The organism is Candidatus Mycobacterium wuenschmannii, from assembly GCF_030252325.1.
Lineage (GTDB): Bacteria > Actinomycetota > Actinomycetes > Mycobacteriales > Mycobacteriaceae > Mycobacterium > Mycobacterium wuenschmannii.
The window spans coordinates 3,609,918-3,631,273 of the sequence record NZ_CP126981.1 but is presented as its reverse complement, the minus strand read 5'-3'; the positions used below and the strand labels follow the sequence as shown (position 1 = coordinate 3,631,273).

Annotated in this window: 23 protein-coding genes and 2 tRNA genes; 16 read left to right on the top strand and 9 right to left on the bottom strand. The window is 66.4% G+C overall.

The genetic code is table 11. The features are described from left to right. The first annotated feature begins 172 nt into the window (after nt 1–172). The 11 genes from dnaA (at nt 173) to PT015_RS17420 (ending at nt 11,804) form a co-directional block, all read left to right on the top strand. Complete coding sequence (gene dnaA, locus PT015_RS17470; protein WP_285186117.1) at nt 173–1,687, top strand: chromosomal replication initiator protein DnaA; 1,515 nt, start codon at nt 173–175, stop codon at nt 1,685–1,687. Nucleotides 1,688–2,282: 595 nt separating this feature from the next. Then, nucleotides 2,283–3,482, top strand: a complete 1,200-nt coding sequence (gene dnaN, locus PT015_RS17465) for a DNA polymerase III subunit beta (RefSeq protein WP_285186115.1) — start codon at nt 2,283–2,285, stop codon at nt 3,480–3,482. A gap of 7 nt (nt 3,483–3,489) precedes the next feature. Next, nucleotides 3,490–4,644, top strand: a complete 1,155-nt coding sequence (recF, locus tag PT015_RS17460; protein ID WP_285186114.1) for a DNA replication/repair protein RecF — start codon at nt 3,490–3,492, stop codon at nt 4,642–4,644. Between the two features lie 4 nt (nt 4,645–4,648). Further along, entirely contained in the window at nt 4,649–5,224 is a 576-nt protein-coding gene (locus tag PT015_RS17455) for a DUF721 family protein (RefSeq protein ID WP_285186113.1), read from the top strand. A gap of 232 nt (nt 5,225–5,456) precedes the next feature. Further along, entirely contained in the window at nt 5,457–7,469 is a 2,013-nt protein-coding gene (gyrB, locus tag PT015_RS17450) for a DNA topoisomerase (ATP-hydrolyzing) subunit B (protein WP_285186112.1), read from the top strand. Nucleotides 7,470–7,516: 47 nt separating this feature from the next. Beyond that, nucleotides 7,517–10,048, top strand: coding sequence for a DNA gyrase subunit A (gene gyrA / locus PT015_RS17445; RefSeq protein WP_285186110.1), 2,532 nt, complete (start codon nt 7,517–7,519; stop codon nt 10,046–10,048). A gap of 32 nt (nt 10,049–10,080) precedes the next feature. Further along, complete coding sequence (locus PT015_RS17440; protein WP_285186109.1) at nt 10,081–10,854, top strand: DUF3566 domain-containing protein; 774 nt, start codon at nt 10,081–10,083, stop codon at nt 10,852–10,854. 58 nt (nt 10,855–10,912) lie between these two features. Beyond that, nucleotides 10,913–10,986: transfer RNA gene (locus PT015_RS17435), tRNA-Ile, on the top strand. A gap of 26 nt (nt 10,987–11,012) precedes the next feature. Next, complete coding sequence (locus PT015_RS17430) at nt 11,013–11,135, top strand: hypothetical protein (RefSeq protein WP_285186108.1); 123 nt, start codon at nt 11,013–11,015, stop codon at nt 11,133–11,135. Between the two features lie 5 nt (nt 11,136–11,140). After that, nucleotides 11,141–11,213, top strand: a tRNA-Ala gene (locus tag PT015_RS17425). Nucleotides 11,214–11,303: 90 nt separating this feature from the next. Further along, nucleotides 11,304–11,804 carry a flagellar basal body-associated FliL family protein gene (locus PT015_RS17420; protein ID WP_285186107.1) on the top strand — a complete coding sequence of 167 codons (501 nt, stop codon included), beginning with the start codon at nt 11,304–11,306 and terminating at the stop codon, nt 11,802–11,804. Nucleotides 11,805–12,051: 247 nt separating this feature from the next. On the opposite strand, the gene PT015_RS17415 is transcribed toward PT015_RS17420, so the two are convergent. Then, a complete protein-coding gene (locus PT015_RS17415; protein WP_285186106.1) occupies nt 12,052–12,510 on the bottom strand; it encodes a hypothetical protein in 459 nt (152 codons plus the stop codon). Between the two features lie 116 nt (nt 12,511–12,626). Here PT015_RS17415 and PT015_RS17410 point away from each other — a divergent pair, with 116 nt between their 5' ends. Next, nucleotides 12,627–13,007 carry a hypothetical protein gene (locus tag PT015_RS17410; RefSeq protein ID WP_285186105.1) on the top strand — a complete coding sequence of 127 codons (381 nt, stop codon included), beginning with the start codon at nt 12,627–12,629 and terminating at the stop codon, nt 13,005–13,007. A gap of 302 nt (nt 13,008–13,309) precedes the next feature. Here PT015_RS17410 and PT015_RS17405 read toward each other — a convergent pair whose 3' ends face one another. Both PT015_RS17405 and PT015_RS17400 read right to left on the bottom strand, forming a co-directional pair. Continuing rightward, the gene (locus PT015_RS17405; protein WP_285186104.1) at nt 13,310–13,525 is read right to left on the bottom strand and encodes a ribosome modulation factor; all 216 of its coding nucleotides are present in this window, start codon (nt 13,523–13,525) and stop codon (nt 13,310–13,312) included. A gap of 78 nt (nt 13,526–13,603) precedes the next feature. Next, nucleotides 13,604–13,960 (bottom strand): hypothetical protein, encoded by a 357-nt coding sequence (locus PT015_RS17400; protein ID WP_285186102.1) that lies wholly within the window; start codon nt 13,958–13,960, stop codon nt 13,604–13,606. A 172-nt stretch (nt 13,961–14,132) separates the two neighbouring features. On the opposite strand from PT015_RS17400, the gene PT015_RS17395 reads away from it, so the two are divergent. Further along, nucleotides 14,133–14,468 (top strand): hypothetical protein, encoded by a 336-nt coding sequence (locus PT015_RS17395; RefSeq protein ID WP_285186100.1) that lies wholly within the window; start codon nt 14,133–14,135, stop codon nt 14,466–14,468. 9 nt (nt 14,469–14,477) lie between these two features. On the opposite strand, the gene PT015_RS17390 is transcribed toward PT015_RS17395, so the two are convergent. Next, on the bottom strand, nt 14,478–14,693 hold the full coding sequence (locus tag PT015_RS17390; protein WP_285186098.1) for a hypothetical protein: 216 nt from the start codon (nt 14,691–14,693) through the stop codon (nt 14,478–14,480). A gap of 2 nt (nt 14,694–14,695) precedes the next feature. Beyond that, nucleotides 14,696–15,121, bottom strand: coding sequence for a cell wall synthesis protein CwsA (gene cwsA / locus PT015_RS17385; RefSeq protein WP_285186097.1), 426 nt, complete (start codon nt 15,119–15,121; stop codon nt 14,696–14,698). Nucleotides 15,122–15,196: 75 nt separating this feature from the next. On the opposite strand from cwsA, the gene PT015_RS17380 reads away from it, so the two are divergent. After that, nucleotides 15,197–15,745, top strand: a complete 549-nt coding sequence (locus PT015_RS17380; protein ID WP_285186096.1) for a peptidylprolyl isomerase — start codon at nt 15,197–15,199, stop codon at nt 15,743–15,745. Between the two features lie 53 nt (nt 15,746–15,798). Here PT015_RS17380 and PT015_RS17375 read toward each other — a convergent pair whose 3' ends face one another. Both PT015_RS17375 and crgA read right to left on the bottom strand, forming a co-directional pair. Further along, nucleotides 15,799–16,227, bottom strand: a complete 429-nt coding sequence (locus PT015_RS17375) for a PH domain-containing protein (protein WP_285186095.1) — start codon at nt 16,225–16,227, stop codon at nt 15,799–15,801. Between the two features lie 121 nt (nt 16,228–16,348). Beyond that, entirely contained in the window at nt 16,349–16,630 is a 282-nt protein-coding gene (gene crgA, locus PT015_RS17370; protein WP_285186094.1) for a cell division protein CrgA, read from the bottom strand. A 77-nt stretch (nt 16,631–16,707) separates the two neighbouring features. Here crgA and PT015_RS17365 point away from each other — a divergent pair, with 77 nt between their 5' ends. Then, nucleotides 16,708–17,496: a DUF881 domain-containing protein gene (locus tag PT015_RS17365; protein ID WP_285186093.1), complete on the top strand. Its 789-nt coding sequence runs from the start codon at nt 16,708–16,710 to the stop codon at nt 17,494–17,496. Nucleotides 17,497–17,525: 29 nt separating this feature from the next. After that, the gene (locus tag PT015_RS17360) at nt 17,526–18,185 is read left to right on the top strand and encodes an aminodeoxychorismate/anthranilate synthase component II (RefSeq protein WP_285186092.1); all 660 of its coding nucleotides are present in this window, start codon (nt 17,526–17,528) and stop codon (nt 18,183–18,185) included. On the opposite strand, the gene pknB is transcribed toward PT015_RS17360, so the two are convergent. Then, on the bottom strand, nt 18,163–20,043 hold the full coding sequence (gene pknB, locus PT015_RS17355) for a Stk1 family PASTA domain-containing Ser/Thr kinase (protein WP_285186091.1): 1,881 nt from the start codon (nt 20,041–20,043) through the stop codon (nt 18,163–18,165). The two genes, PT015_RS17360 and pknB, sit on opposite strands and share 23 nt — an antisense overlap. Further along, the gene (locus PT015_RS17350) at nt 20,040–21,353 is read right to left on the bottom strand and encodes a serine/threonine-protein kinase (RefSeq protein ID WP_285186090.1); all 1,314 of its coding nucleotides are present in this window, start codon (nt 21,351–21,353) and stop codon (nt 20,040–20,042) included. Before PT015_RS17350 ends, pknB begins: the two co-directional genes overlap by 4 nt. Nucleotides 21,354–21,356 lie beyond the last annotated feature (3 nt).

Genomic DNA, 21,356 nt, shown 5'->3' with positions numbered 1-21,356 from the left:
CTCCTCGCCAGCTGAGTTTCACTGGTCGTCTCGAGCGCCGATCTCGCGAGCCGTCGGGGGTACGCTGCGGCGCGGCGGGCGCTGTCCTTTCCACACCTGTGGATAACGGTGTGGACAGTTCGTCGTCGAAACATATGGTTGGACTCATTAGTCGTAGCAGGGGGACCCGTCGTTGACCGAGGACCCCGGATCAAGTTTCGCGACGGTCTGGAGCGCGGTCGTCTCCGAACTCAACGGAGAGCTCGCCACCGACGGCGCCGCACTCAACGGTGAACCGTATGTCGCACCACTGACACCGCAGCAGCGGGCGTGGCTCAATCTCGTCCAACCGCTGACGATCGTCGAGGGCTTCGCTCTCCTGTCGGTGCCGAGCAGTTTCGTGCAGAACGAGATCGAACGTCACCTCCGCCCTCAGATCACCGAAGCCCTCAGCCGTCGACTCGGACAGCAGATCGAACTCGGTGTCCGCATCTCGCCACTGGCCACTGACGACTCCGACGATCGCGCCAACGTCAACGCCAACGCGGTTCTCGAAGAAACACTCGACGACCTGGACGAGATCGACGAAGACGGCGAGGCGCTCGCCAGCGCGCATCAGAGCTGGCCGTCGTATTTCTCCGAGCGTCCGCACAGCCAGGCCGCCGACGCCGCAGCGGGTCTGAGCCTGAACCGGCGCTACACGTTCGACACCTTCGTCATCGGTGCATCCAACCGATTCGCGCACGCCGCGGCGCTAGCCATCTCCGAAGCCCCGGCCCGGGCTTACAACCCGCTGTTCATCTGGGGCGAGTCCGGTCTGGGCAAGACGCATCTGTTGCACGCCGCCGGCAATTACGCGCAGCGACTCTTCCCCGGGATGCGGGTCAAATACGTCTCCACCGAGGAATTCACCAACGACTTCATCAACTCGCTGCGCGACGACCGCAAGGTGGCGTTCAAACGCAGCTACCGCGACGTCGACGTTCTGCTGGTGGATGACATTCAGTTCATCGAAGGCAAAGAAGGTATCCAGGAAGAGTTCTTCCACACCTTCAATACGTTGCACAACGCCAACAAGCAGATCGTGATTTCCTCCGACCGACCGCCGAAACAGCTTGCGACACTTGAAGATCGGCTGCGTACGCGGTTCGAATGGGGTTTGATCACCGACGTCCAGCCGCCCGAGCTGGAGACGCGCATCGCCATTCTGCGCAAGAAGGCGCAGATGGAACGGCTCAACGTTCCCGACGACGTGCTGGAGTTGATCGCCAGCAGCATCGAACGCAACATCCGCGAGCTCGAGGGCGCGCTGATTCGTGTCACCGCCTTCGCCTCGCTGAACAAGGCGCCGATCGACAAGTCCCTGGCCGAGATCGTGCTGCGCGACCTGATCGCCGATGCCAGCACCATGCAGATCAGCGCCGCGACGATCATGGCGGCCACCGCGGAGTACTTCGACACCACGGTCGAGGAATTACGTGGTCCGGGCAAGACCCGCGCGCTGGCCCAGTCGCGGCAGATCGCCATGTATCTGTGCCGCGAGCTCACCGACCTGTCGCTGCCCAAGATCGGGCAGGCGTTCGGCCGGGATCACACCACCGTGATGTACGCGCAGAAGAAGATCCTGTCCGAGATGGCCGAGCGTCGTGAGGTCTTCGATCACGTCAAGGAGCTCACCACTCGGATTCGTCAGCGTTCCAAGCGCTGATTCATCCCGCCGCTCGAACGCCGAGTGGTGAGTTGTTGCACCGGATTTCGGCCTCGCGCCGTCATAACAGGGCGTCGGCGCGCGTCCAGGCGCCGGAAATTCCAAAAAACTTTGGCATCGTCGTCACCACTAGTCACAGCGCAGGCTGTGGATGGTGCTGTGCGCAAACTGCTGACATCTCTCGCATGAACAGCCGGGTCTTCCACAACCGCGACCGATCCCCAACCGCTGCACACAAACCACACAGTCCGTCCCACTGTCATGCACAACCCGGCCGGCGCTCCCAGCAGCACAGACATCATGCTGTCCCCAATCTGCACAGGCCTTATTACTGTTATTGAAATCTCTACGTAGTTTGTTCTTCAGAAAAGGCTGTTGGGGACGAGCCGTTCCACACCTCCCAATCCAGGCTCGAAAGACCCGAGTGTCACTGCTTCCGATTAGCTTTCAAGAACGCCTCCGACGCTCTACGGTTGTGGTTCGACAGCCGGGTTCGGTCGTCGGAGTGATTACGGGCACGGGCGTCCGTCGGCGGGGATCTCACACGATCGGCCGCTGAAGTTAGCCTTGCTGTTCGAGGTGATGAAGGGACGCAATGGACGTGGCGACGACCACCGTCGGCCTGACCGACTTGAAGTTCCGCCTGGTGCGGGACGACTTCGCGGATGCAGTGGCGTGGGTGGCGCGGACGTTGCCGTCCCGGCCGACGGTGCCGGTGCTGGCCGGCGTGCTGCTGACCGGCTCCGACGACGGCCTGACCATCTCGGGATTCGACTACGAGGTATCCGCCGAAGTACGACTGGCCGCTGAAATCGCTTCTCCCGGAACAGCTTTGGTGTCCGGTCGGCTGCTTTCCGACATCACCCGCGCGCTGCCCAACAAACCGGTGGACGTCCAGGTCGAGGGCACCCGGGTGTCGCTGGCCTGCGGAAGCGCGAAGTTCTCGCTGCCGACGATGGCGGTCGAGGATTACCCGACGTTGCCGACCCTGCCCGACGAAACCGGAACGTTGTCCTCCGATGTCTTCGCCGAGGCGATCGGTCAGGTCGCCGTCGCGGCCGGCCGCGACGACACGTTGCCGATGTTGACCGGAATCCGGGTCGAAATCTCCGGTCAGTCAGTGGTTTTGGCCGCTACCGACCGGTTCCGGCTGGCGGTTCGTGAGTTGACCTGGTCGGCGGGCGCGCCCGATGTCGAGGCCGCGGTGCTGGTGCCGGCGAAGACGTTGTCCGAGGCGGCCAAGAGCGGTACCGACGGGTCCGAGGTGCATTTGTCGTTGGGTGCCGGGCCGTCGGTCGGCAAGGACGGACTGCTCGGCATCAGCGGAAACGGCAAGCGCAGCACTACCCGCCTGCTCGATGCGGAGTTCCCGAAGTTCCGGCAGCTGCTGCCCAGTGAGCACACCGCCGTCGCCACCGTCGGGGTCGCCGAACTCACCGAGGCGATCAAGCGCGTCGCGCTGGTCGCCGATCGCGGCGCTCAGGTACGGATGGAATTCTCCGACGGCACCCTGCGGCTGTCCGCCGGCGCCGACGATGTCGGTCGCGCCGAAGAGGACGTGCCGGTGGACTTCGCCGGCGAGCCGCTGACCATCGCCTTCAACCCGACGTATCTCACCGACGGGTTGGGCTCGCTGCACTCGGACCGGGTGTCGTTCGGTTTCACGACTCCGAGCCGGCCCGCGGTGCTGCGTCCGGCCGGTGATAATGACGCGCCGCCCGCCGACAGTGGACCGTTCCCCGCGCTCCAGACGGAGTACGTGTACTTGCTGATGCCGGTTCGCCTGCCCGGTTAGTCGTTAGGTGTACGTCCGCCATCTCGGCTTACGCGATTTTCGGTCCTGGGCGAACGTCGAGCTCGACCTGACCCCGGGCCGGACCGTGTTCGTTGGCTCGAACGGCTTCGGAAAGACGAATCTCGTTGAAGCCCTGTGGTATTCGTCCACTCTGGGGTCGCATCGGGTCGCCACCGACGCGCCGCTGGTGCGGGTCGGCGCGCAACGCGCGGTGGTGTCGACGATCGTGGTCAATGAGGGTCGCGAATGCGCGGTCGACCTCGAGATCACCGCCGGCCGGGCCAACAAGGCACGGCTGAACCGCTCCCCGGTGCGCAGTCCCCGCGAAATCGTCGGGGTGCTGCGCGCGGTGTTGTTCGCACCGGAAGACTTGTCGCTGGTCCGCGGCGATCCAGGTGACCGGCGCCGTTACCTCGACGATCTGGCCGCGCTGCGCCGACCGAGGGTCGCCGGTATTCGGGCGGACTACGACAAAGTGTTGCGTCAGCGGACGGCGTTGTTGAAGTCCGCGTCCGGCGCGCGATTTCGCGGCGACCGTGGCGCGCTGGACACGCTCGACGTATGGGACGGCCACCTCGCGACGCACGGCGCGGAGTTGATGGCGGCCCGCATGGCATTGGTGAACGAGTTGGCGCCGGAGGTGCAGAAGAGTTATCAGCTGCTGGCGCCGGCGTCGCGCCCGGCGTCGATCGCCTACAACGCCAGCATCGAGATCGAAGCCGACCGTCCCGACGTCGAGATTCTGCGGGCCGCGCTGCTGGAGAAAATGGCGGTACGCCGTGACGCCGAACTCGAACGCGGGGTCTGTCTGGTCGGACCTCACCGCGACGACCTCGAGCTGCGACTCGGCGAACAACCCGCGAAAGGCTTTGCGAGCCATGGGGAATCGTGGTCGATGGCTTTGGCGCTGCGCCTTGCGGCGTACGAACTGCTACGCGCCGAGGGCAGCGACCCGGTGTTGCTCCTCGACGACGTTTTCGCCGAACTCGACACCGCGCGGCGCGAGGCGCTAGCCGCGGCCGCCGCCACCGCGGAACAGGTGCTGGTGACCGCGGCGGTGGTCGATGACATCCCGCGCGAGTGGCTGGCGGACCGCGTGAACATCACAATGCGCGACGACGACACCGGCCCGGCCTCCGCGGTCGTGGCGGAAGAGGAGTGAGGCAGTGGATCCCGACGACGACCCGCAAGAGACCCCGGAGGCCGGCCCGCCCGAGCACCTGAGCGGAGTGAACGGCATGGATCTGGTGCGCCGCGTATTAGAGGAAGCCCGCGGCGCGGCCCGCACCCAAGGTAAGGATGTTGGCCGCGGCCGACGGCTCCCCCCGGCCCGCCGAGTGGCCGGCTCCGCTAGCCGGCGCCGCTGGTCCGGGCCCGGCCCGGACTCTCGTGACCCGCAACCGCTCGGCAATGCCAGCCGCGACCTCGCGAAGAAACAGGGATGGTCGCCGCGGGTGGCCGAGGGCACGGTGTTCGGTCGGTGGTCGACGGTGGTCGGCTCCCAGATTTCCGAGCACGCGACACCGACCGGCCTGCGTGACGGGGTGCTGAGTGTGACCGCCGAGTCGACGGCGTGGGCCACCCAGCTCCGGTTGATCCAGAGTCAGGTGCTGGCCAAGATCGCGGCGGAGGTCGGCGACGGTGTGGTGACGAGCCTTCGGATCACCGGCCCGACCGCTCCCTCGTGGCGCAAGGGCCCGTTGCACATCGCCGGCCGCGGCCCGCGCGACACCTACGGATGATGTCGCGGGGCCCTTGCGCTGAGGGCCGTCACAACGCGGGAAACCCGCTCGTCAAGCGTCAGGACGCAAGACAGACCGAAAAATTCCGCACACGGCGCAAATAGCTGTGCAGAAACGCCCTTGCAGCATCAGTCCGGAACCACCTTGACGGTAGAGTGGATGTGATCCGCGCGGGGCCGACGGTCCCAGGCCCTTTAGGCCCAGAGAAATACCCGAGGAGAGCGTCCCGCTAGTGGCTGCCAAAGAACAGTACGGTGCCGATTCGATCAAGGTCCTCGAAGGCTTGGAGGCCGTCCGCAAGCGCCCCGGTATGTATATCGGCTCGACCGGCGAACGCGGCCTGCACCACCTGGTCTGGGAGGTGGTCGACAACGCGGTCGACGAGGCCATGGCGGGCTTCGCCACCAAGGTAGACGTCCGGATTCTGGAAGACGGCGGCGTCGAGGTCACCGACGACGGCCGCGGCATTCCGACAGCCATGCACGCGACCGGAATCCCGACCGTGGACGTCGTGATGACGGTCCTGCACGCCGGCGGCAAATTCGAGGAGGGCGCCTACCAGGTGTCCGGCGGTCTGCACGGCGTCGGCGTTTCGGTGGTGAACGCGCTGTCGGTTCGGCTGGAAGCGGACATCCGCACCGACGGGTTCGAGTGGTTCCAAACCTACGACCGCTCCGTGCCCGGCACCCTGAAGAAGGGTGACAAGACCAACGCGACCGGAACCACCATCCGGTTCTGGGCCGACCCGGACATCTTCGAAACCACCAACTACGACTTCGAGACGGTCGCGCGGCGGTTGCAGGAGATGGCCTTCCTCAACAAGGGCTTGACGATCAACCTGTCCGATGAGCGCGTGAGCCAGGACGAGGTTGTCGACGAGGTCGTCAGCGACACGGCCGAGGCGCCGAAGACCGCGGAGGAGAAATCAGCGGAATCCGCTGCGCCGCACAAGGTCAAGCACCGCACGTTCCATTACCCGGGTGGGCTCGTCGACTTCGTCAAGCACATCAACCGGACCAAGAACCCGATCCACACCAGCATCGTCGACTTCTCCGGCAAGGGCCCCGGCCACGAGGTCGAGATCGCAATGCAGTGGAACGGCGGCTACTCGGAGTCGGTACACACCTTCGCCAATACCATCAACACCCACGAGGGCGGTACCCACGAAGAGGGCTTCCGCAGCGCGCTGACGACCGTGGTGAACCGGTACGCCAAAGACAAGAAACTGCTGAAAGACAAGGACCCCAACCTCACCGGCGACGACATTCGCGAGGGCCTGGCCGCGGTGATCTCGGTGAAGGTCGGCGAGCCGCAATTCGAGGGCCAGACCAAGACCAAGCTGGGCAACACCGAGGTCAAGTCATTCGTGCAGAAGATCTGCAACGAGGAACTGCAACACTGGTTCGACGCCAACCCTTCGGACGCCAAGACCGTCGTCAACAAAGCGGTGTCGTCCGCGCAGGCACGTATAGCGGCCCGCAAGGCGCGAGAGTTGGTGCGCCGCAAGAGCGCAACCGACCTCGGTGGGCTGCCGGGCAAGTTGGCGGACTGCCGCTCGACCGACCCCCGTAAGTCGGAACTGTATGTGGTGGAAGGTGATTCGGCCGGCGGCTCGGCCAAGTCCGGCCGCGACTCGATGTTCCAGGCGATCCTGCCGCTGCGCGGCAAGATCATCAACGTCGAGAAAGCCCGTATCGACCGCGTGCTGAAAAACACTGAAGTGCAAGCGATCATCACCGCGCTGGGCACCGGTATTCACGACGAGTTCGACCTCACCAAGCTGCGCTACCACAAGATCGTGCTGATGGCCGACGCCGACGTCGACGGCCAGCACATCTCGACCCTGCTGCTGACTCTGTTGTTCCGGTTCATGCGACCGCTGATCGAGAACGGCCACGTGTTCCTCGCGCAGCCACCGCTGTACAAGCTGAAGTGGCAGCGCAGCGACCCCGAGTTCGCCTACTCCGACCGCGAGCGCGACGGCCTGCTCGCCGAAGGCCGCAAGGCCGGCCGCAAGATCAACGCCGAGGACGGCATCCAGCGCTACAAGGGTCTCGGCGAGATGGATGCGAAGGAACTGTGGGAGACCACCATGGACCCGTCGGTGCGGGTGCTGCGCCAGATCACCCTCGACGACGCCGCCGCGGCCGACGAGTTGTTCTCGATCCTGATGGGCGAGGACGTCGACGCCCGCCGCAGCTTCATCACCCGCAACGCCAAAGATGTTCGCTTCCTTGATGTCTGACGCTTGACAGCCCTCTCCCCCACTGAAATCTCACCGATGAGGAACAGATGACAGACACCACGCTGCCGCCCGGCGGCGACGCCGCCGACCGCATCGAACCGGTCGACATCCAGCAGGAGATGCAGCGCAGCTACATCGACTACGCGATGAGCGTCATCGTCGGCCGCGCGCTGCCCGAAGTGCGTGACGGCCTCAAGCCCGTGCACCGCCGGGTGCTCTACGCGATGTTCGACTCCGGCTTCCGACCGGACCGCGGGCACGCCAAGTCGGCGCGCTCGGTCGCCGAGACGATGGGCAACTACCACCCGCACGGTGACTCGTCGATCTACGACACCCTGGTCCGGATGGCCCAGCCGTGGTCCCTGCGCTATCCGCTTGTCGACGGGCAAGGCAACTTCGGCTCGCCGGGCAACGATCCGCCGGCCGCGATGAGATACACCGAGGCGCGGCTGACTCCGCTCGCGATGGAGATGCTGCGTGAAATCGACGAGGAGACAGTCGATTTCATCCCGAACTACGACGGCCGGGTGCAAGAACCGACCGTGCTGCCGAGCCGGTTCCCGAACCTGCTCGCCAACGGCTCCGGCGGCATCGCGGTCGGCATGGCGACCAACATCCCGCCGCACAACCTGCGCGAGTTGGCCGAGGCCGTCTACTGGTGCCTGGAGAACCACGAGGCCGACGAGGAAGCCACCCTGGCCGCGGTCTGCGAGCGGGTCAAGGGCCCGGACTTCCCGACCCACGGACTGATCGTCGGGTCGCAGGGCATCCACGACGCCTACACCACCGGCCGCGGATCCATCCGGATGCGCGGAGTCGTTGAGATAGAAGAGGATTCGCGCGGTCGCACCGGCCTGGTGATCACCGAGTTGCCGTATCAGGTCAACCACGACAACTTCATCACCTCGATCGCCGAGCAGGTTCGCGACGGCAAGCTGGCCGGCATCTCCAACATCGAAGACCAGTCCAGTGACCGGGTCGGCCTGCGCATCGTCGTGGAGATCAAGCGCGACGCGGTGGCGAAGGTGGTGCTGAACAACCTCTACAAGCACACCCAGCTGCAGACCAGCTTCGGCGCCAACATGCTGTCGATCGTCGACGGGGTGCCGCGCACGCTGCGACTCGACCAGATGATCCGCCACTATGTGGCCCACCAACTCGACGTCATCATCCGGCGCACCACCTACCGGCTGCGCAAGGCCAACGAGCGCGCGCACATCTTGCGCGGTTTGGTGAAAGCCCTTGACGCACTTGATGAAGTGATCGCGTTGATCCGCGCGTCGCAGACCGTCGACATCGCCAGGACCGGCCTGATCGAGCTGCTGGACATCGACGAGATCCAGGCGCAGGCCATCCTGGACATGCAGTTGCGTCGCCTCGCCGCGTTGGAGCGCCAGCGCATCGTCGACGACCTCGCCAAGATCGAGGCCGAGATCGCCGACCTCGAGGACATCCTGGCCAAGCCGGAGCGGCAACGCGGGATCGTCCGCGATGAGCTCAAGGAGATCGCCGACAAGCACGGCGACGACCGTCGCACCCGAATCATCGCCGCCGACGGTGACGTCGCCGACGAGGACCTGATCGCCCGCGAGGACGTCGTCGTCACGATCACCGAGACCGGCTACGCCAAGCGGACAAAGACCGACCTGTACCGCAGTCAGAAGCGCGGCGGCAAGGGCGTGCAGGGCGCGGGTCTGAAGCAGGACGACATCGTGCGGCACTTCTTCGTCTGCTCGACGCACGACTGGATCCTGTTCTTCACCACCCAGGGCCGGGTGTATCGCGCCAAGGCGTACGACCTGCCGGAGGCGTCGCGCACCGCGCGCGGCCAGCACGTCGCGAACCTGCTGGCATTCCAGCCCGAGGAGCGGATCGCCCAGGTCATCCAGATCAAGAGCTACGAGGACGCGCCGTACCTCGTGCTGGCCACCCGCAAGGGCCTGGTGAAGAAGACCAAGCTGACCGACTTCGACTCCAACCGCTCCGGCGGCATCGTCGCGGTGAACCTGCGGGACGGCGACGAGCTGGTCGGCGCCGTGCTGTGCTCGGCCGAGGAGGACCTGCTGCTGGTCTCCGCCAACGGCCAGTCGATCCGGTTCTCGGCGACCGACGAGGCGCTGCGGCCGATGGGCCGGGCCACCTCCGGTGTGCAGGGCATGCGGTTCAACGAAGACGACTACCTCTTGTCGCTGAACGTGGTTCGAGAGGGCACATACCTGCTGGTGGCGACCGCGGGGGGCTACTCCAAGCGGACCGCAATCGAGGAGTACACCGCGCAGGGCCGCGGCGGCAAGGGCATCTTGACGATTCAGTACGACCCGCGGCGTGGCAAGCTCGTGGGTGCGCTGATCGTCGACGACGACAGCGAGGTGTTCGCGATCACCTCCGGCGGCGGAGTGATCCGGACGAAAGCCAGGCAGGTGCGCAAGGCCGGTCGGCAGACCAAGGGCGTTCGGTTGATGAACTTGGGCGAGGGCGACACACTGTTAGCCATTGCGCGCAACGCCGAAGAGGCCGACGCCGAGGAGGCCAACGCCGACGCCGCCGACGAAGAGTCGGGCGCCGAGTCCGAGGATTGAGCGATGGCAGGTCGCACGGTTAGGAGCAGTGGGTGACGTCACCGAACGAGCCGGGTCATGCCGGACCGGGCGACAACCCGAACGGGACCGGGGGAGGCACGGCCGCGACGCCACGCAAGCGGCCCCCGGCGCGTCCGGCGCCGGGTCAGCAGCGGCAGCCCGCCCGGGGCGGGGCCGCACCCAACGCCGAGGCCCGACTCAACCGGTTCATTTCCGGCACCGCCGCGCCGGGCGCACCCAAGGCGCCGTCACATGAAGCCGAGCCGGTACCGGCTCCCACGCAGAACGAGAGCCGGGAGACCGATGCTTACGCCAGTGAACTGCCCGACCTGTCCGGCCCGATTCCCCGTGGGACACAACGGAAGTCAGTCCCCGATCATGCGGACGGTCCGATGACGGCGCCGGTTCGGTCGGAGGGCCGCATTCAGGTGTCGTCGCGGACGCCGGGACCCGTCCGAGCGAGCATGCAGATCCGGCGGATCGACCCGTGGAGCACCTTGAAGGTGTCGGCGGTGCTGTCGGTCGCGCTGTTCTTCGTCTGGATGATCGCCGTCGCATTCCTCTATCTGGTGCTCGGCGGTATGGGCGTGTGGAGCAAGCTCAACAGCAACGTCGGCGATCTGCTGAACAACACCAGCGGCAGCGCCGAGCTGGTGTCCAGCGGGACGATCTTCGGCGGCGCCATCCTGATCGGCTTGGTGAACATCGTTCTGCTCACCGCGGCGGCCACCATCGGCGCATTCATCTACAACTTGACCACGGACTTGATCGGCGGCGTCGAGGTGACGCTGGCCGACCGCGACTAGCGTTTTGGGCGCAGACGCTCGGGTGCGGTAATCTCGTCGCTCGTCCGTATGCGCGTGCGGGCCTATAGCTCAGGCGGTTAGAGCGCTTCGCTGATAACGAAGAGGTCGGAGGTTCGAGTCCTCCTAGGCCCACAACCATGTGTTCGCCAAGAGGTTTCGTGAGACTGGTGTTGCCGCTGGCAGCGGTCACGTTGCTGGCAGTGGTAATCCGGTCGCACCAGAGCGTCGAGGTCTGGCATGTGGCCGCCGACCAGATCGATGGCCGGCTCCCCACTGATTGATATCAGGGGCCTTAGCTCAGTTGGTAGAGCGCTGCCTTTGCAAGGCAGATGTCAGGAGTTCGAATCTCCTAGGCTCCACAATCGAGACGCCGGAAGTCTGCGGCGCCGAAGGATCGATCCCTCGCCCATCGCGCGAGAGCGGTGCGATCGCCGGGTATGTTCGCCTCCATGGCAGACGACGCCTCTTCGTCGACTTCACGCCGGCGAGTAACCCTGCTGATCGGAATCGTCGTGCTCGCCGCCGCGGGGATCGCGGCCACTGTCTGGTTCAACCAGGGCCGTCACCACAGCGCGGGTCCGCAGGATGACTGCGGCATCGTCGAGCAGCTCGGGCCCAAGTGGACCAAGATGCAGGAATCAATCACCACGCTGCAAAACGGGCCGGGTGAAACAAAAGATTTGTTAGCGATCGCAGATGCCGAATCGACAATGGCTGACGACATTCGCGCCGCTCAAGGTTCGGTGACGGGGGCCGACCTCAAGACGCAGTTGGGTGGCTGGGCCGATGGCACCGCGCTGACAGCGAAGGGTCAACGCGCGGCCGCCAATGGGGTGCCGACCGGCGCGGACAACGACAGCATGCGCGCAGCCACCCTGACGTTCAACGCGACATCGGCACTGAAGAAGGCGTGCCCCAACCTGCAACTGTCCCCGACTTCGCGAAGCTGACCGGCTGCCCAGCATGTTGCTGATCGCGGCGAAAGCCGTCCTCGCGGCGTTCATCGTTGGCGGATTGGTTGCCATCTTCATCCGAGGCGTTCGACGGAGTCGCGCCAACCGGGGCGACCCACGCTGGAACCAAGTCCGAACGCCGCCAGGCCATGAAGCCTCGGCATATGGAGCGGCGCCACTGACACCGTTACCGGAGTGGGCGTATTGGGATACCGATGACGACCGTGACGGGTAATCCCCTCGTCTACGGTGGCGCGGCGATCATGCTGGGAATCGTTGGCGGCGGAGCCATCCCGCCCACGGGAACGCCGCCACTGAACGTGAATTGGCCGCCGCACCCGTCAGGTATGTAGTACGTCGCTGCTGGGCTGCCGGCCGACCACGACGCGATCTGCGGCAGCGACACCGGTTTCCACGCCTCGATGATTGGTGGCGGCGTGATGCCGGCAAGGCCCCCGGTTGCTGTGCCGCCCAGCTCGCCGGTGACTTCGTTCGGCCCTTTCGGTGCCCATGCCTGCGCGCCGACGTTGTACTGGACATAATGCTGGGCTTCGTAGGTATAGGCCACCCACTGCTGCTGCTGGCCGTTCACCACGCGGGTGTAGCCGGTGTAGTCCTCGCCCGAGATGCGGAAGCGATACTGCTCGGTGCGGTAGAGCGCCGGTGCGGCGGCGTCATCCGCCCACGTCTTTCCGCCCGGCACGTAGAAGCCGGACGGTCCGCCCGGGCCCTTGCCGGGCAGACCCTCCAGTGATTTGTGTCCGGTCCACGGCGGGGTGGTGTCGCCCCCGTGTACGGCGGTGGGACGACGTTCTCCCAGTGCCCGAATCGCGGGTCGTCGACGAATGGGTTCCTGGGGTCGAACTGCACGCGGGGTCCTGCGGGCAGTGGTACGTCACCGTCAGCCATGTTGATGGCGGCGGCCAACTCCGCGTCGACCGCGTCGGCTTCGGCCAGAATCTTAGTCAGCCGGGGCTGCAGCTCCAGCATGGCGACCAGCGCCTCCGACGGAAGGGTCTGGTCCGATGTCGGGACCAGCTTGTTCGTCAGCGGATCGATGGTCATATGCAGCTCGGCGGCATCGTGCTTGAGTGTGCGCAGTTCGGACTGCACGTGCTCGATGTCGTTGGCGGCCTTGTTCGCAGCCATGGCAACCGCAAAGGACTCGTTACCGTGGGCGTCGAGGTCTTGCCGGATTGAGGCGTTGGTGTGCTTTCTCGCCTCTGCCGTCTGGCCGGCCCAGGTGTCGAATACCGCGAGCGTGCCGAGCTGACGAGACGCCTCCAGAGTGGCATTACCGCGGGCAGTGGCGATATGGAACACATCGCGCACTGCTCCGGCGTTCCACCGCTCAATGTCGGCGACTGTCAATACCATCTGTCTGACCAAACCGGCACGGTCACCACCTACAGAATGCTCCAGCTATGGGATAACAGCCTCCAGTGTCGCCGGTCTGGTCGACATGCGCCAGACACCAGCACGTTTCGCCCTAAGCTCCGCAATCAATTCCATGGCGCCCGCGCGGCCATTCCGTCTCTCGCTGCTTGGTATCGCAGCATGGCCCGCGTCCCTTTGACCTTCTTTTCCAGCATTCGCTTGTAGCCGAGCCGCCACAGCTTGGCGCACCCTCCGGTGCCAGCGTAGGGATTGGTGGCACCGATCTCCGCGTCAAGGCCGTCCTGGTATGCACGCAGGTATTGCTCGCGTTTTTCACTCACCGCTCACCGCTTCCCGTCGGCAATTGGGGGAGCGCCTAGTCAAGCGTGCCGGTGCGCCCTGGGCCAGCGCCCACGCCGTCAGCAGGGTGTGACTGGCTGGACCGGGACCATGCCGGCAACACCCACGTCCCAGTTGTGGAAGCACGTCGGGACCCCGTTGACGAGGTACAGATAACCGACCTGCGATAGCGGTTTGTTTCGTGGGTCCTGCTGTTGCTGTTGCTGCTGCAGCGCTCGCTGAGCCTTGTCGGCGCCGTCCTGAACCTTGTCGATGACCTTGCCCGCCACGTCGCCCGCCTGGCATTGCTGATCGGGGCTCTGAGCACTCTGCTGGTCGGGACACTGCTGACCGCCGTCTGGCGGGTCGGCATCGGCAACCGGGACCCCGGCCAGCAGCAACGCCGCCGCCAGAATGATCGTCCGCCCCATTTTCATCGCTGGTTCCCCTCTGCCGTGCTGCGATCAGATGTATTTCGTTGGAGGTTAGTGAGCATCCAGCCGCCGAGATACAGGGATTTCCCTGGAGATTCGCCGATCACCAGGGAAATCCCTGTATCAGGCCAACGCCGGGCTGGTTAGCGTTCGATCGGTGAGATATCAGAAGAGAGTGACCGCCGCCGCCCTTGCTGTCGCGGCGATCGTATTGGCAGCTCCGGCATCCGCCGACCTGGCCGACGGCTCCTATACCCCGCACGCAAGCAGCCCCGGTCCGCTGGCCGGCGGGCCTTGGGTGTTCACGTCCTGCGGTGCGGGCTGCAAACATGTCCAGAACCCGATGGGCGGCATGGATTTCCATCTGGATGGCGATACCTGGACCGCTACTGATCCCAAGACATCGTTTCGTCACGAGGTGTCGATCAACGACGGTTCGCTGGCCGGCGTCGACCGCACCTATCTCGGCAACACGGTGGTCGACATACCGTTCACGCTCAGTAAGAACTAGGCCGACGGTTCACAACTCGCCGCCCTCGCCGTCGTCGGCCAGGTAGCGCACCTGGTACCAGCGCCGCGACCGGTCGTAGTCGTCGGTTGCGGTCGCACTCTCCAGACGGACGTCGCACAGGCGCGAATTGTCCAGACGGATAAAGCTTTCCAATTCGGTGTCGCGCGCTTCGCCGGTCAGGGCGCTGTCCGCGAGCGCCCGACCCTCGTAGCGATGCCAGCCCAAGGTCAGGGGCGGTGGTCGACGTCGACGCTGGGCGGCAACGTCGCCGGCTCCGGCTGCGACGAGCGGCGGACGATCGAGAAGGCGACGGCACCGACGGCGAGCACCCCGACCGCGGCGCCGGCCAACAGCCACGGCCGTGGCGTGCGGCGCTGCGACCGACGGGCCTCGGCGAGCGCCTCGGGCAGACCGGTCACCACTTCTTGGGCGGCGGCCAACTCCTGGACCAGCGCCTCCTGGGCGGCGCGCAGGTCGCGGGCCAGCCGACCCTCCCGGTAGCGCCGCTGCAAGCTGGACGCGCCGACCTGGGCGGAGTGCGCGCCGAGGCCGACCAGGCCGCGGGTCACGTCGACGGGTCCGACCGCGGTGTAGGTCAGACCGCGGTTCAGCCGCTCCCGAGGGGTCAGGTGAGTGTGGTTCTTAGCGCGCATTTCTCGCCCTTTCGCATGACCGCCTTGGGAATGGGTTCAGACTGCCACACCGGCTGTCCGGTGGGGCGGACGGTGATGGCAGACTGTGATCCCGTGACTTCCAGCCAGATTCAGACCGCCACTGCCACCCTGCACACGAACCGCGGCGACATCAAGATCGCGCTGTTCGGCAACCACGCACCCAAGACCGTCGCGAACTTCGTGGGCCTGGCTCAGGGCACCAAGGAGTACTCGACCGAGAACGCCTCCGGCGGAAGCTCCGGCCCGTTCTACGACGGCGCGGTGTTCCACCGGGTGATCAGCGGCTTCATGATCCAGGGCGGCGACCCCACCGGCACCGGCCGCGGCGGCCCGGGTTACAAGTTCGCCGACGAGTTCCACCCCGAGTTGCAGTTCGACAAGCCCTACCTGCTGGCGATGGCCAATGCGGGCCCGGGGACCAACGGCTCGCAGTTCTTCGTCACCGTCGGACCGACCCCGCACCTGAACCGCAAGCACACCATCTTCGGTGAGGTCGCCGACGCGGACTCCCAAGGCGTCGTCGACGCCATCGCGACGACGGCCACCGGCCCGGGCGACCGTCCGACCGAGCCGGTCGTCATCGAATCGATCACCATCTCCTAGAGCCTCGAACCAGAAGCCAGGGCCGCGGATCCGCGCGGATCGCAGCCCTGGCTTCAGTTTCGAGGAGCACCTCCCGCATAGCCGGCGGCCGTCAGCGCGTCGAGCACATCGAGCGGGTCGGTACCCAGGTCCCACCGGGAGAAGACGAACAACCGACCGTCGTGGGCGTCGATCTCCAGTAGCCGCATCTTGCGCCCGATCCGGCGGAACTCGGTGATCCGGATGTGCTTGATGTCGGGCCGCCGCAGCAGCTGCGGGCGGATCCAACCGCCTATCTGCAGGCCGTCGTCGGTGATTGCCAGCTTCGGCCGCGCGCGCCATGTTCCGCCCGCGAACAGGATCAATCCGACGGCGGAAATGCCCAGCAAAAGCCGTCCCGGAGCATCTGTGACAACGGTCACACATGTGGTAGCCATCACAACTCCCGCGAGCCCGCACGCTGCGGTTCCGACCGGAGACGGCGCCCACTGAGTTTGCTGCACGGGGCTCCTAAGGGGGTCTACCACTGCCGATGCAGTTATCCACAGCAGCTATCAACAATGGGGATGAATCACACGCGTGTGATCCGGGCTCTCACCCGTTGCTGGCCGGGCAGAAGCAGGCTTAACGCCACCGCATCGTGAGCAACAGGCCGCTGATCATGAAGGCAAACGCCACGGCGTAATTCCACGGCCCGAGATTGGCCATCCAGTTCAGTGCCGCGGGCGCGTCCGGGCCGGTGGCCGCCAACTGAAAGACCATCAGCCAGACCAGGCCGATCAGCATCAGGCCGCAGAACAACACCACGAACCACACGCTGGACGGCCCGGCTTTCACCTTGACCGGGGTGCGGCTCACCGCGCTCACGGTGAAATCGGTCTTCTTGCGGACTTTGGACTTGGGCATTTCTACCTCGGGTATAACTCGGAGCTACGGTAGGCAGAGCGAGCGTAACGCACTCACCAGCAGCGGACGGAGAGCCGATGGCCAGACGGATCCCCCGGCTGCTGCCCGCCCGCTCCAACGACGACGAGCACGCACAGCCCTCCCGGTGGCGGGTGGGTGTCCCGGTCGTCTGCTTACTGGCCGGTCTGATGATCGGCGCGACGCACGGCGTTTCCCGCGGCGGTGAGATTCGGCGCAGCGATGCCCCCCGGCTTGTCGACCTGGTACGTAGCGAACAGTCCGCCGTCGACCGGTTGACCACCGATCGCGACAAGCTCTCCGACACCATCGACTCCACCCACGGCCGCTCCGCGGACGCGGCGCTGGCGGCGATGCTGCGCCGCTCGGCCGAGCTGGCCGACGACGCCGGCCTGGATCCCGTGCACGGCCCCGGGCTGACCGTCACACTCAACGACGCCCAACGCGACGCCAACGGCCGTTTCCCGCGCGACGCCTCCCCGGACGACCTGGTCGTGCACCAGCAGGACATCCAGGCGGTCCTCAACGCGCTGTGGAGCGCCGGCGCCGAGGCCATCCAGATGCAGGACCAGCGGATCATCGGCACCTCGGTGGCCCGCTGCGTGGGTAACACCTTGCTGCTCAACGGGCGGACCTACAGCCCGCCGTACACGATCACCGCGATCGGCGACGCCACCGCGATGCAGAGCGCGCTGGCCGGCGCTCCCCTGGTGATCCTCTACAAGCAGTACGTGGTCCGGTTCGGCCTCGGCTACACCGAGCACGCCGTCTCCGACGTCCACGTCGTGGGCCACAGCGAGCCGGTGCGCACGCACTACGCCGAGCCGGCGGGCCCGGTCAGCTACTGACTTCACCAGGGCTTGAGTAACCTGTCACGGTGCAGATCTTGGTCGTCGACAACTACGACAGCTTCGTCTTCAACCTGGTGCAGTACCTCGGCCAGTTGGGTGTCGAGGCGACCGTGTGGCGCAACGACGACCCGCGACTGGCCGACCCGTCGGGCACCGCCGCCGAGGTCGACGGGATTCTGCTGAGCCCCGGCCCGGGCACGCCCGAGCGGGCCGGCGCCTCGATCGACCTGGTCCGGGCGTCAGCCGCGACGCGCACGCCGCTGTTGGGGGTGTGCCTCGGCCATCAGGCCATCGGGGTCGCCTTCGGCGCCACCGTCGACCGGGCGCCGGAGCTGCTGCACGGCAAGACCAGCAGCGTCCACCACCTGAATACCGGTGTGCTGCAAGGACTCCCGGACCCCTTCACCGCGACCCGGTACCACTCGCTGACGATCACGCCTGAGACGTTGCCCGCCGAACTCGAGGTCACCGCCAGAACGGAGAGCGGCGTGATCATGGGCGTGCGCCATGTCGACCTGCCGATCCACGGGGTGCAGTTCCACCCGGAGTCGATCCTCACCGAGGGTGGGCACCGGATGCTGGCCAACTGGCTGGCCGATTGCGGTCAGCCGCGCGACGACGGCCTGGTGCGCAGGCTGGAGAGCGAGCTGGTCGACAGCCTGGCTATTGACCGAACTTCAGCGTGATGCTGCCGTCCCGGGTGGCGCCCTGACCCGCGGTCGGGCTCTGGTAGACCACCCGGTTGTGCTGCGAGCCGCCGGCATCGACGTCAGGCCCACGGTCGAGGACACCGGTCCAGCCCAGGGCGCGTAGCCGCGGCTCGGCGTCCGTCCAGAACATGCCGGTGATGTCGGGCATCACGAACTGGTTGCCCTTGGACACCTGCAACTCGATCACAGTGTCCACCGGAACGTTGGCGGCCGCCGGCGGATTGGTGCCGACGACGGATCCGGCGGGCCGGGGACTGTCGACCGCGGCCTGCGCGAACTTGGAGAAGCCGTACACCGTGAGGTTCTTCTGGGCTTCGTCGGCGGTCTGCCCCGCGACGTCGGGGATCTGCTTGCTCGACGGACCGGAACCGACGATCACCGCGATCTCGTTGGTGATGGCCGAGGTCTGGTTGGCCGGCGGGTTGGTGCCGATGACCTTGTCCTTGGTCTCCGGCGTCGACGGCGAATTGACCTGCTTGAAGCGGGTGAACCCGGCGGCTTTGAGCTTCTTGACCGCCGAGGAGTAGCTCAGCGACGACACGTCCGGCACCTCACGCTGCTCCGGCCCGGTCGATACGCTGACCGTAATCAGTTCGCCCGCACCGACTTTGGTGTTGGCGCCGGGATCGGTGCCGATGACGTGGTCCGGTGGCACTGTCGAGTCGGGCTTCTGCTGGGTGCGGGTCTTGAAGCCGTGGTTCTGCAGGGCCGCGATCGCGTCGGCCGAGGCCTGGTTGCGCACGTCGGGCACCTGCACGTTGCGCATGCCGCCGCCGAGGGTGTTGATCAGGACGGTGACGACGACGGTCAGCACCGCCAGGGCGGCGACTGCGATCACCCAGCGGCTCACCGAACCGGGATTGCGGTCGCGGACGAAGTCGAGTTGCTGGCGGGGCAGCGGATTGGTTTGCGAGCCAGTCGAATCCGACGAGTGCGGCGCGGTCATCAGCGACGAGCGCTCGGCCTCGGTAAGCACCTTGGGCGCCTCGGGCGGCTCGCCGTTGTGCACCCGGACCAGGTCGGCCCGCATCTCGGCGGCGGTCTGGTAGCGGTTCTCCGGGTTCTTCGCCAGCGCCTTGAGCACGACGGCGTCGAGGTCGGCGGAGATGCCCTCGTAGCGCCGCGACGGCGGAATCGGGTCTTCGCGGACGTGCTGGTACGCCACCGCAACCGGCGAGTCACCCACGAAAGGTGGCTCCCCCGTGAGCATTTCGTAGAGCACGCAGCCCAGCGAGTAGACGTCGGAGCGGGCGTCGACGGTGTCGCCGCGCGCCTGCTCGGGTGACAGGTATTGCGCGGTACCGATCACCGCCGCGGTCTGGGTGACGCTGTTGCCGCTGTCGGACAGCGCCCGCGCGATGCCGAAGTCCATCACCTTGACCGCGTTGGTGCTGCTGATCATGATGTTGGCCGGCTTGACGTCGCGGTGGATGATGCCGTGCTGGTGCGAGAAGTTCAGCGCCTGACACGCGTCGGCGATCACCTCGATGGCCCGCGTCGGCGTCATCGGCCCGTCGGTGTGGACGATGTCGCGCAGCGTCACACCGTTGACGTACTCCATCACGATGTAGGGCAGCGGTCCGCCGGCCGTCTCGGCCTCGCCGGTGTCGTACACCGCGACGATCGCCGGGTGGTTGAGCGCTGCGGCGTTCTGCGCCTCGCGGCGGAAACGAAGGTAGAAGCTGGGGTCGCGGGCCAGGTCCGCGCGCAGCACCTTGACCGCTACGTCGCGGGACAACCGGACGTCTCGGGCCAGATGGACTTCGGACATGCCACCGAAGCCGAGGATCTCGCCGAGTTCGTAGCGATCGGACAGGTGCTGCGGGGTGGTCATCGCGGTTTCTCGTGTTGGGACGCCGTCGCGCACGAGTACGTCAGCGCGGACGCCCGCCTGGGGGTGGGCAGGGTGCATTGCCCTTCAGGATTACCCGCCTGCCCCCGATACGTCCAATTAGTTGGATGCGCCGGCGCCGATTCAGGGTTGCTGGACGGGGCGTCGGTCTGGCTCACGGTGGGTGGCGACGGTTGCTGCTCCGAATTGCTCTTGTGCGAGTTCATCACGATGAGGATCGCGATGATGATCGCCAGCGCCCCCAGGACGCCGGCGGCCCACAGCAGCGCGCGCTGACCGGACGAGAACGTGCGCCGCGGCGGCGGCGTGCGGTGCCCGCCGGTGGCCGGCCGGGTCCGACGGGCGGCGGGCGCCCGGGTGGTGGCCGCAACCGAGGCGCGCGTCTGCGCGCCCGACGACGGAATCGCGGCCGGGGTGGCGCGGGCACCGCCGGCGCCCTGGTTGGGTCGGGGCGGGCGACGGCCGGCGCGCACGGCGGCGACGGCGTCGGCGAACGGCCCGCCGCTGCGGTAGCGCATGCCCGGGTTCTTCACCAGGGTGATCTCGATCAGCTCGCGCACATTCGGCGGTAGGTCCGATGGCAGCGGCGGCGGGGCTTCTTTGATGTGCTTCATCGCTACGGTCAGGGCGCCGTCGCCGGTGAACGGCCGCTTGCCCGAAACCGCTTCGTAGCCAACAACTCCCAGCGCGTACACGTCGCTGGACGGGGTGGCGTCGTGGCCGAGCGCCTGCTCGGGTGCGATGTACTGCGCGGTGCCCATCACCATGCCGGTCTGGGTCACCGGTGCGGCGTCGACCGCCTTGGCGATACCGAAGTCGGTGATCTTCACCTGACCGGTCGGGGTGATGAGGATGTTGCCCGGCTTCACGTCACGGTGCACCAACCCGGCGGCGTGGGCGACCTGCAGCGCCCGGCCGGTCTGCTCGAGCATGTCCAGGGTGTGCCGCAGCGACAGTCGTCCGGTCCGTTTGAGCACGGAGTTCAGCGGCTCGCCGTTGACCAGCTCCATCACCAGGTAGGCGGTGCGGCCTTCGCCGTCCATCTGCGTCTCGCCGTAGTCGTGCACGCTCGCGATGCCCGGGTGGTTGAGCATGGCGGTCGTGCGCGCCTCGACCCGGAACCGCTCGATGAACTCGGAGTCTTGCGAGAATTCAGCCTTGAGCACCTTGACCGCGACGCGCCGGCCCAGCCTGCTGTCGACGGCTTCCCACACCTGGCCCATGCCGCCGGTGGCAATCAGTCGCTGCAGGCGGTAGCGGCCGGACAGCGTCACACCTACTCGCGGGCTCATGGC

Coding starts and splice junctions, on each gene's coding strand:
- dnaN (WP_285186115.1), top strand. CDS start 2,283: ATGGACGTGGCGACGACCACCGTCGGCCTGACCGACTTGAAGTTCCGC.
- gyrA (WP_285186110.1), top strand. CDS start 7,517: ATGACAGACACCACGCTGCCGCCCGGCGGCGACGCCGCCGACCGCATC.
- PT015_RS17420 (WP_285186107.1), top strand. CDS start 11,304: ATGGCAGACGACGCCTCTTCGTCGACTTCACGCCGGCGAGTAACCCTG.
- PT015_RS17400 (WP_285186102.1), bottom strand. CDS start 13,960: ATGAAAATGGGGCGGACGATCATTCTGGCGGCGGCGTTGCTGCTGGCC.
- cwsA (WP_285186097.1), bottom strand. CDS start 15,121: ATGCGCGCTAAGAACCACACTCACCTGACCCCTCGGGAGCGGCTGAAC.
- PT015_RS17380 (WP_285186096.1), top strand. CDS start 15,197: ATGGCAGACTGTGATCCCGTGACTTCCAGCCAGATTCAGACCGCCACT.
- crgA (WP_285186094.1), bottom strand. CDS start 16,630: ATGCCCAAGTCCAAAGTCCGCAAGAAGACCGATTTCACCGTGAGCGCG.
- PT015_RS17365 (WP_285186093.1), top strand. CDS start 16,708: ATGGCCAGACGGATCCCCCGGCTGCTGCCCGCCCGCTCCAACGACGAC.
- pknB (WP_285186091.1), bottom strand. CDS start 20,043: ATGACCACCCCGCAGCACCTGTCCGATCGCTACGAACTCGGCGAGATC.
- PT015_RS17350 (WP_285186090.1), bottom strand. CDS start 21,353: ATGAGCCCGCGAGTAGGTGTGACGCTGTCCGGCCGCTACCGCCTGCAG.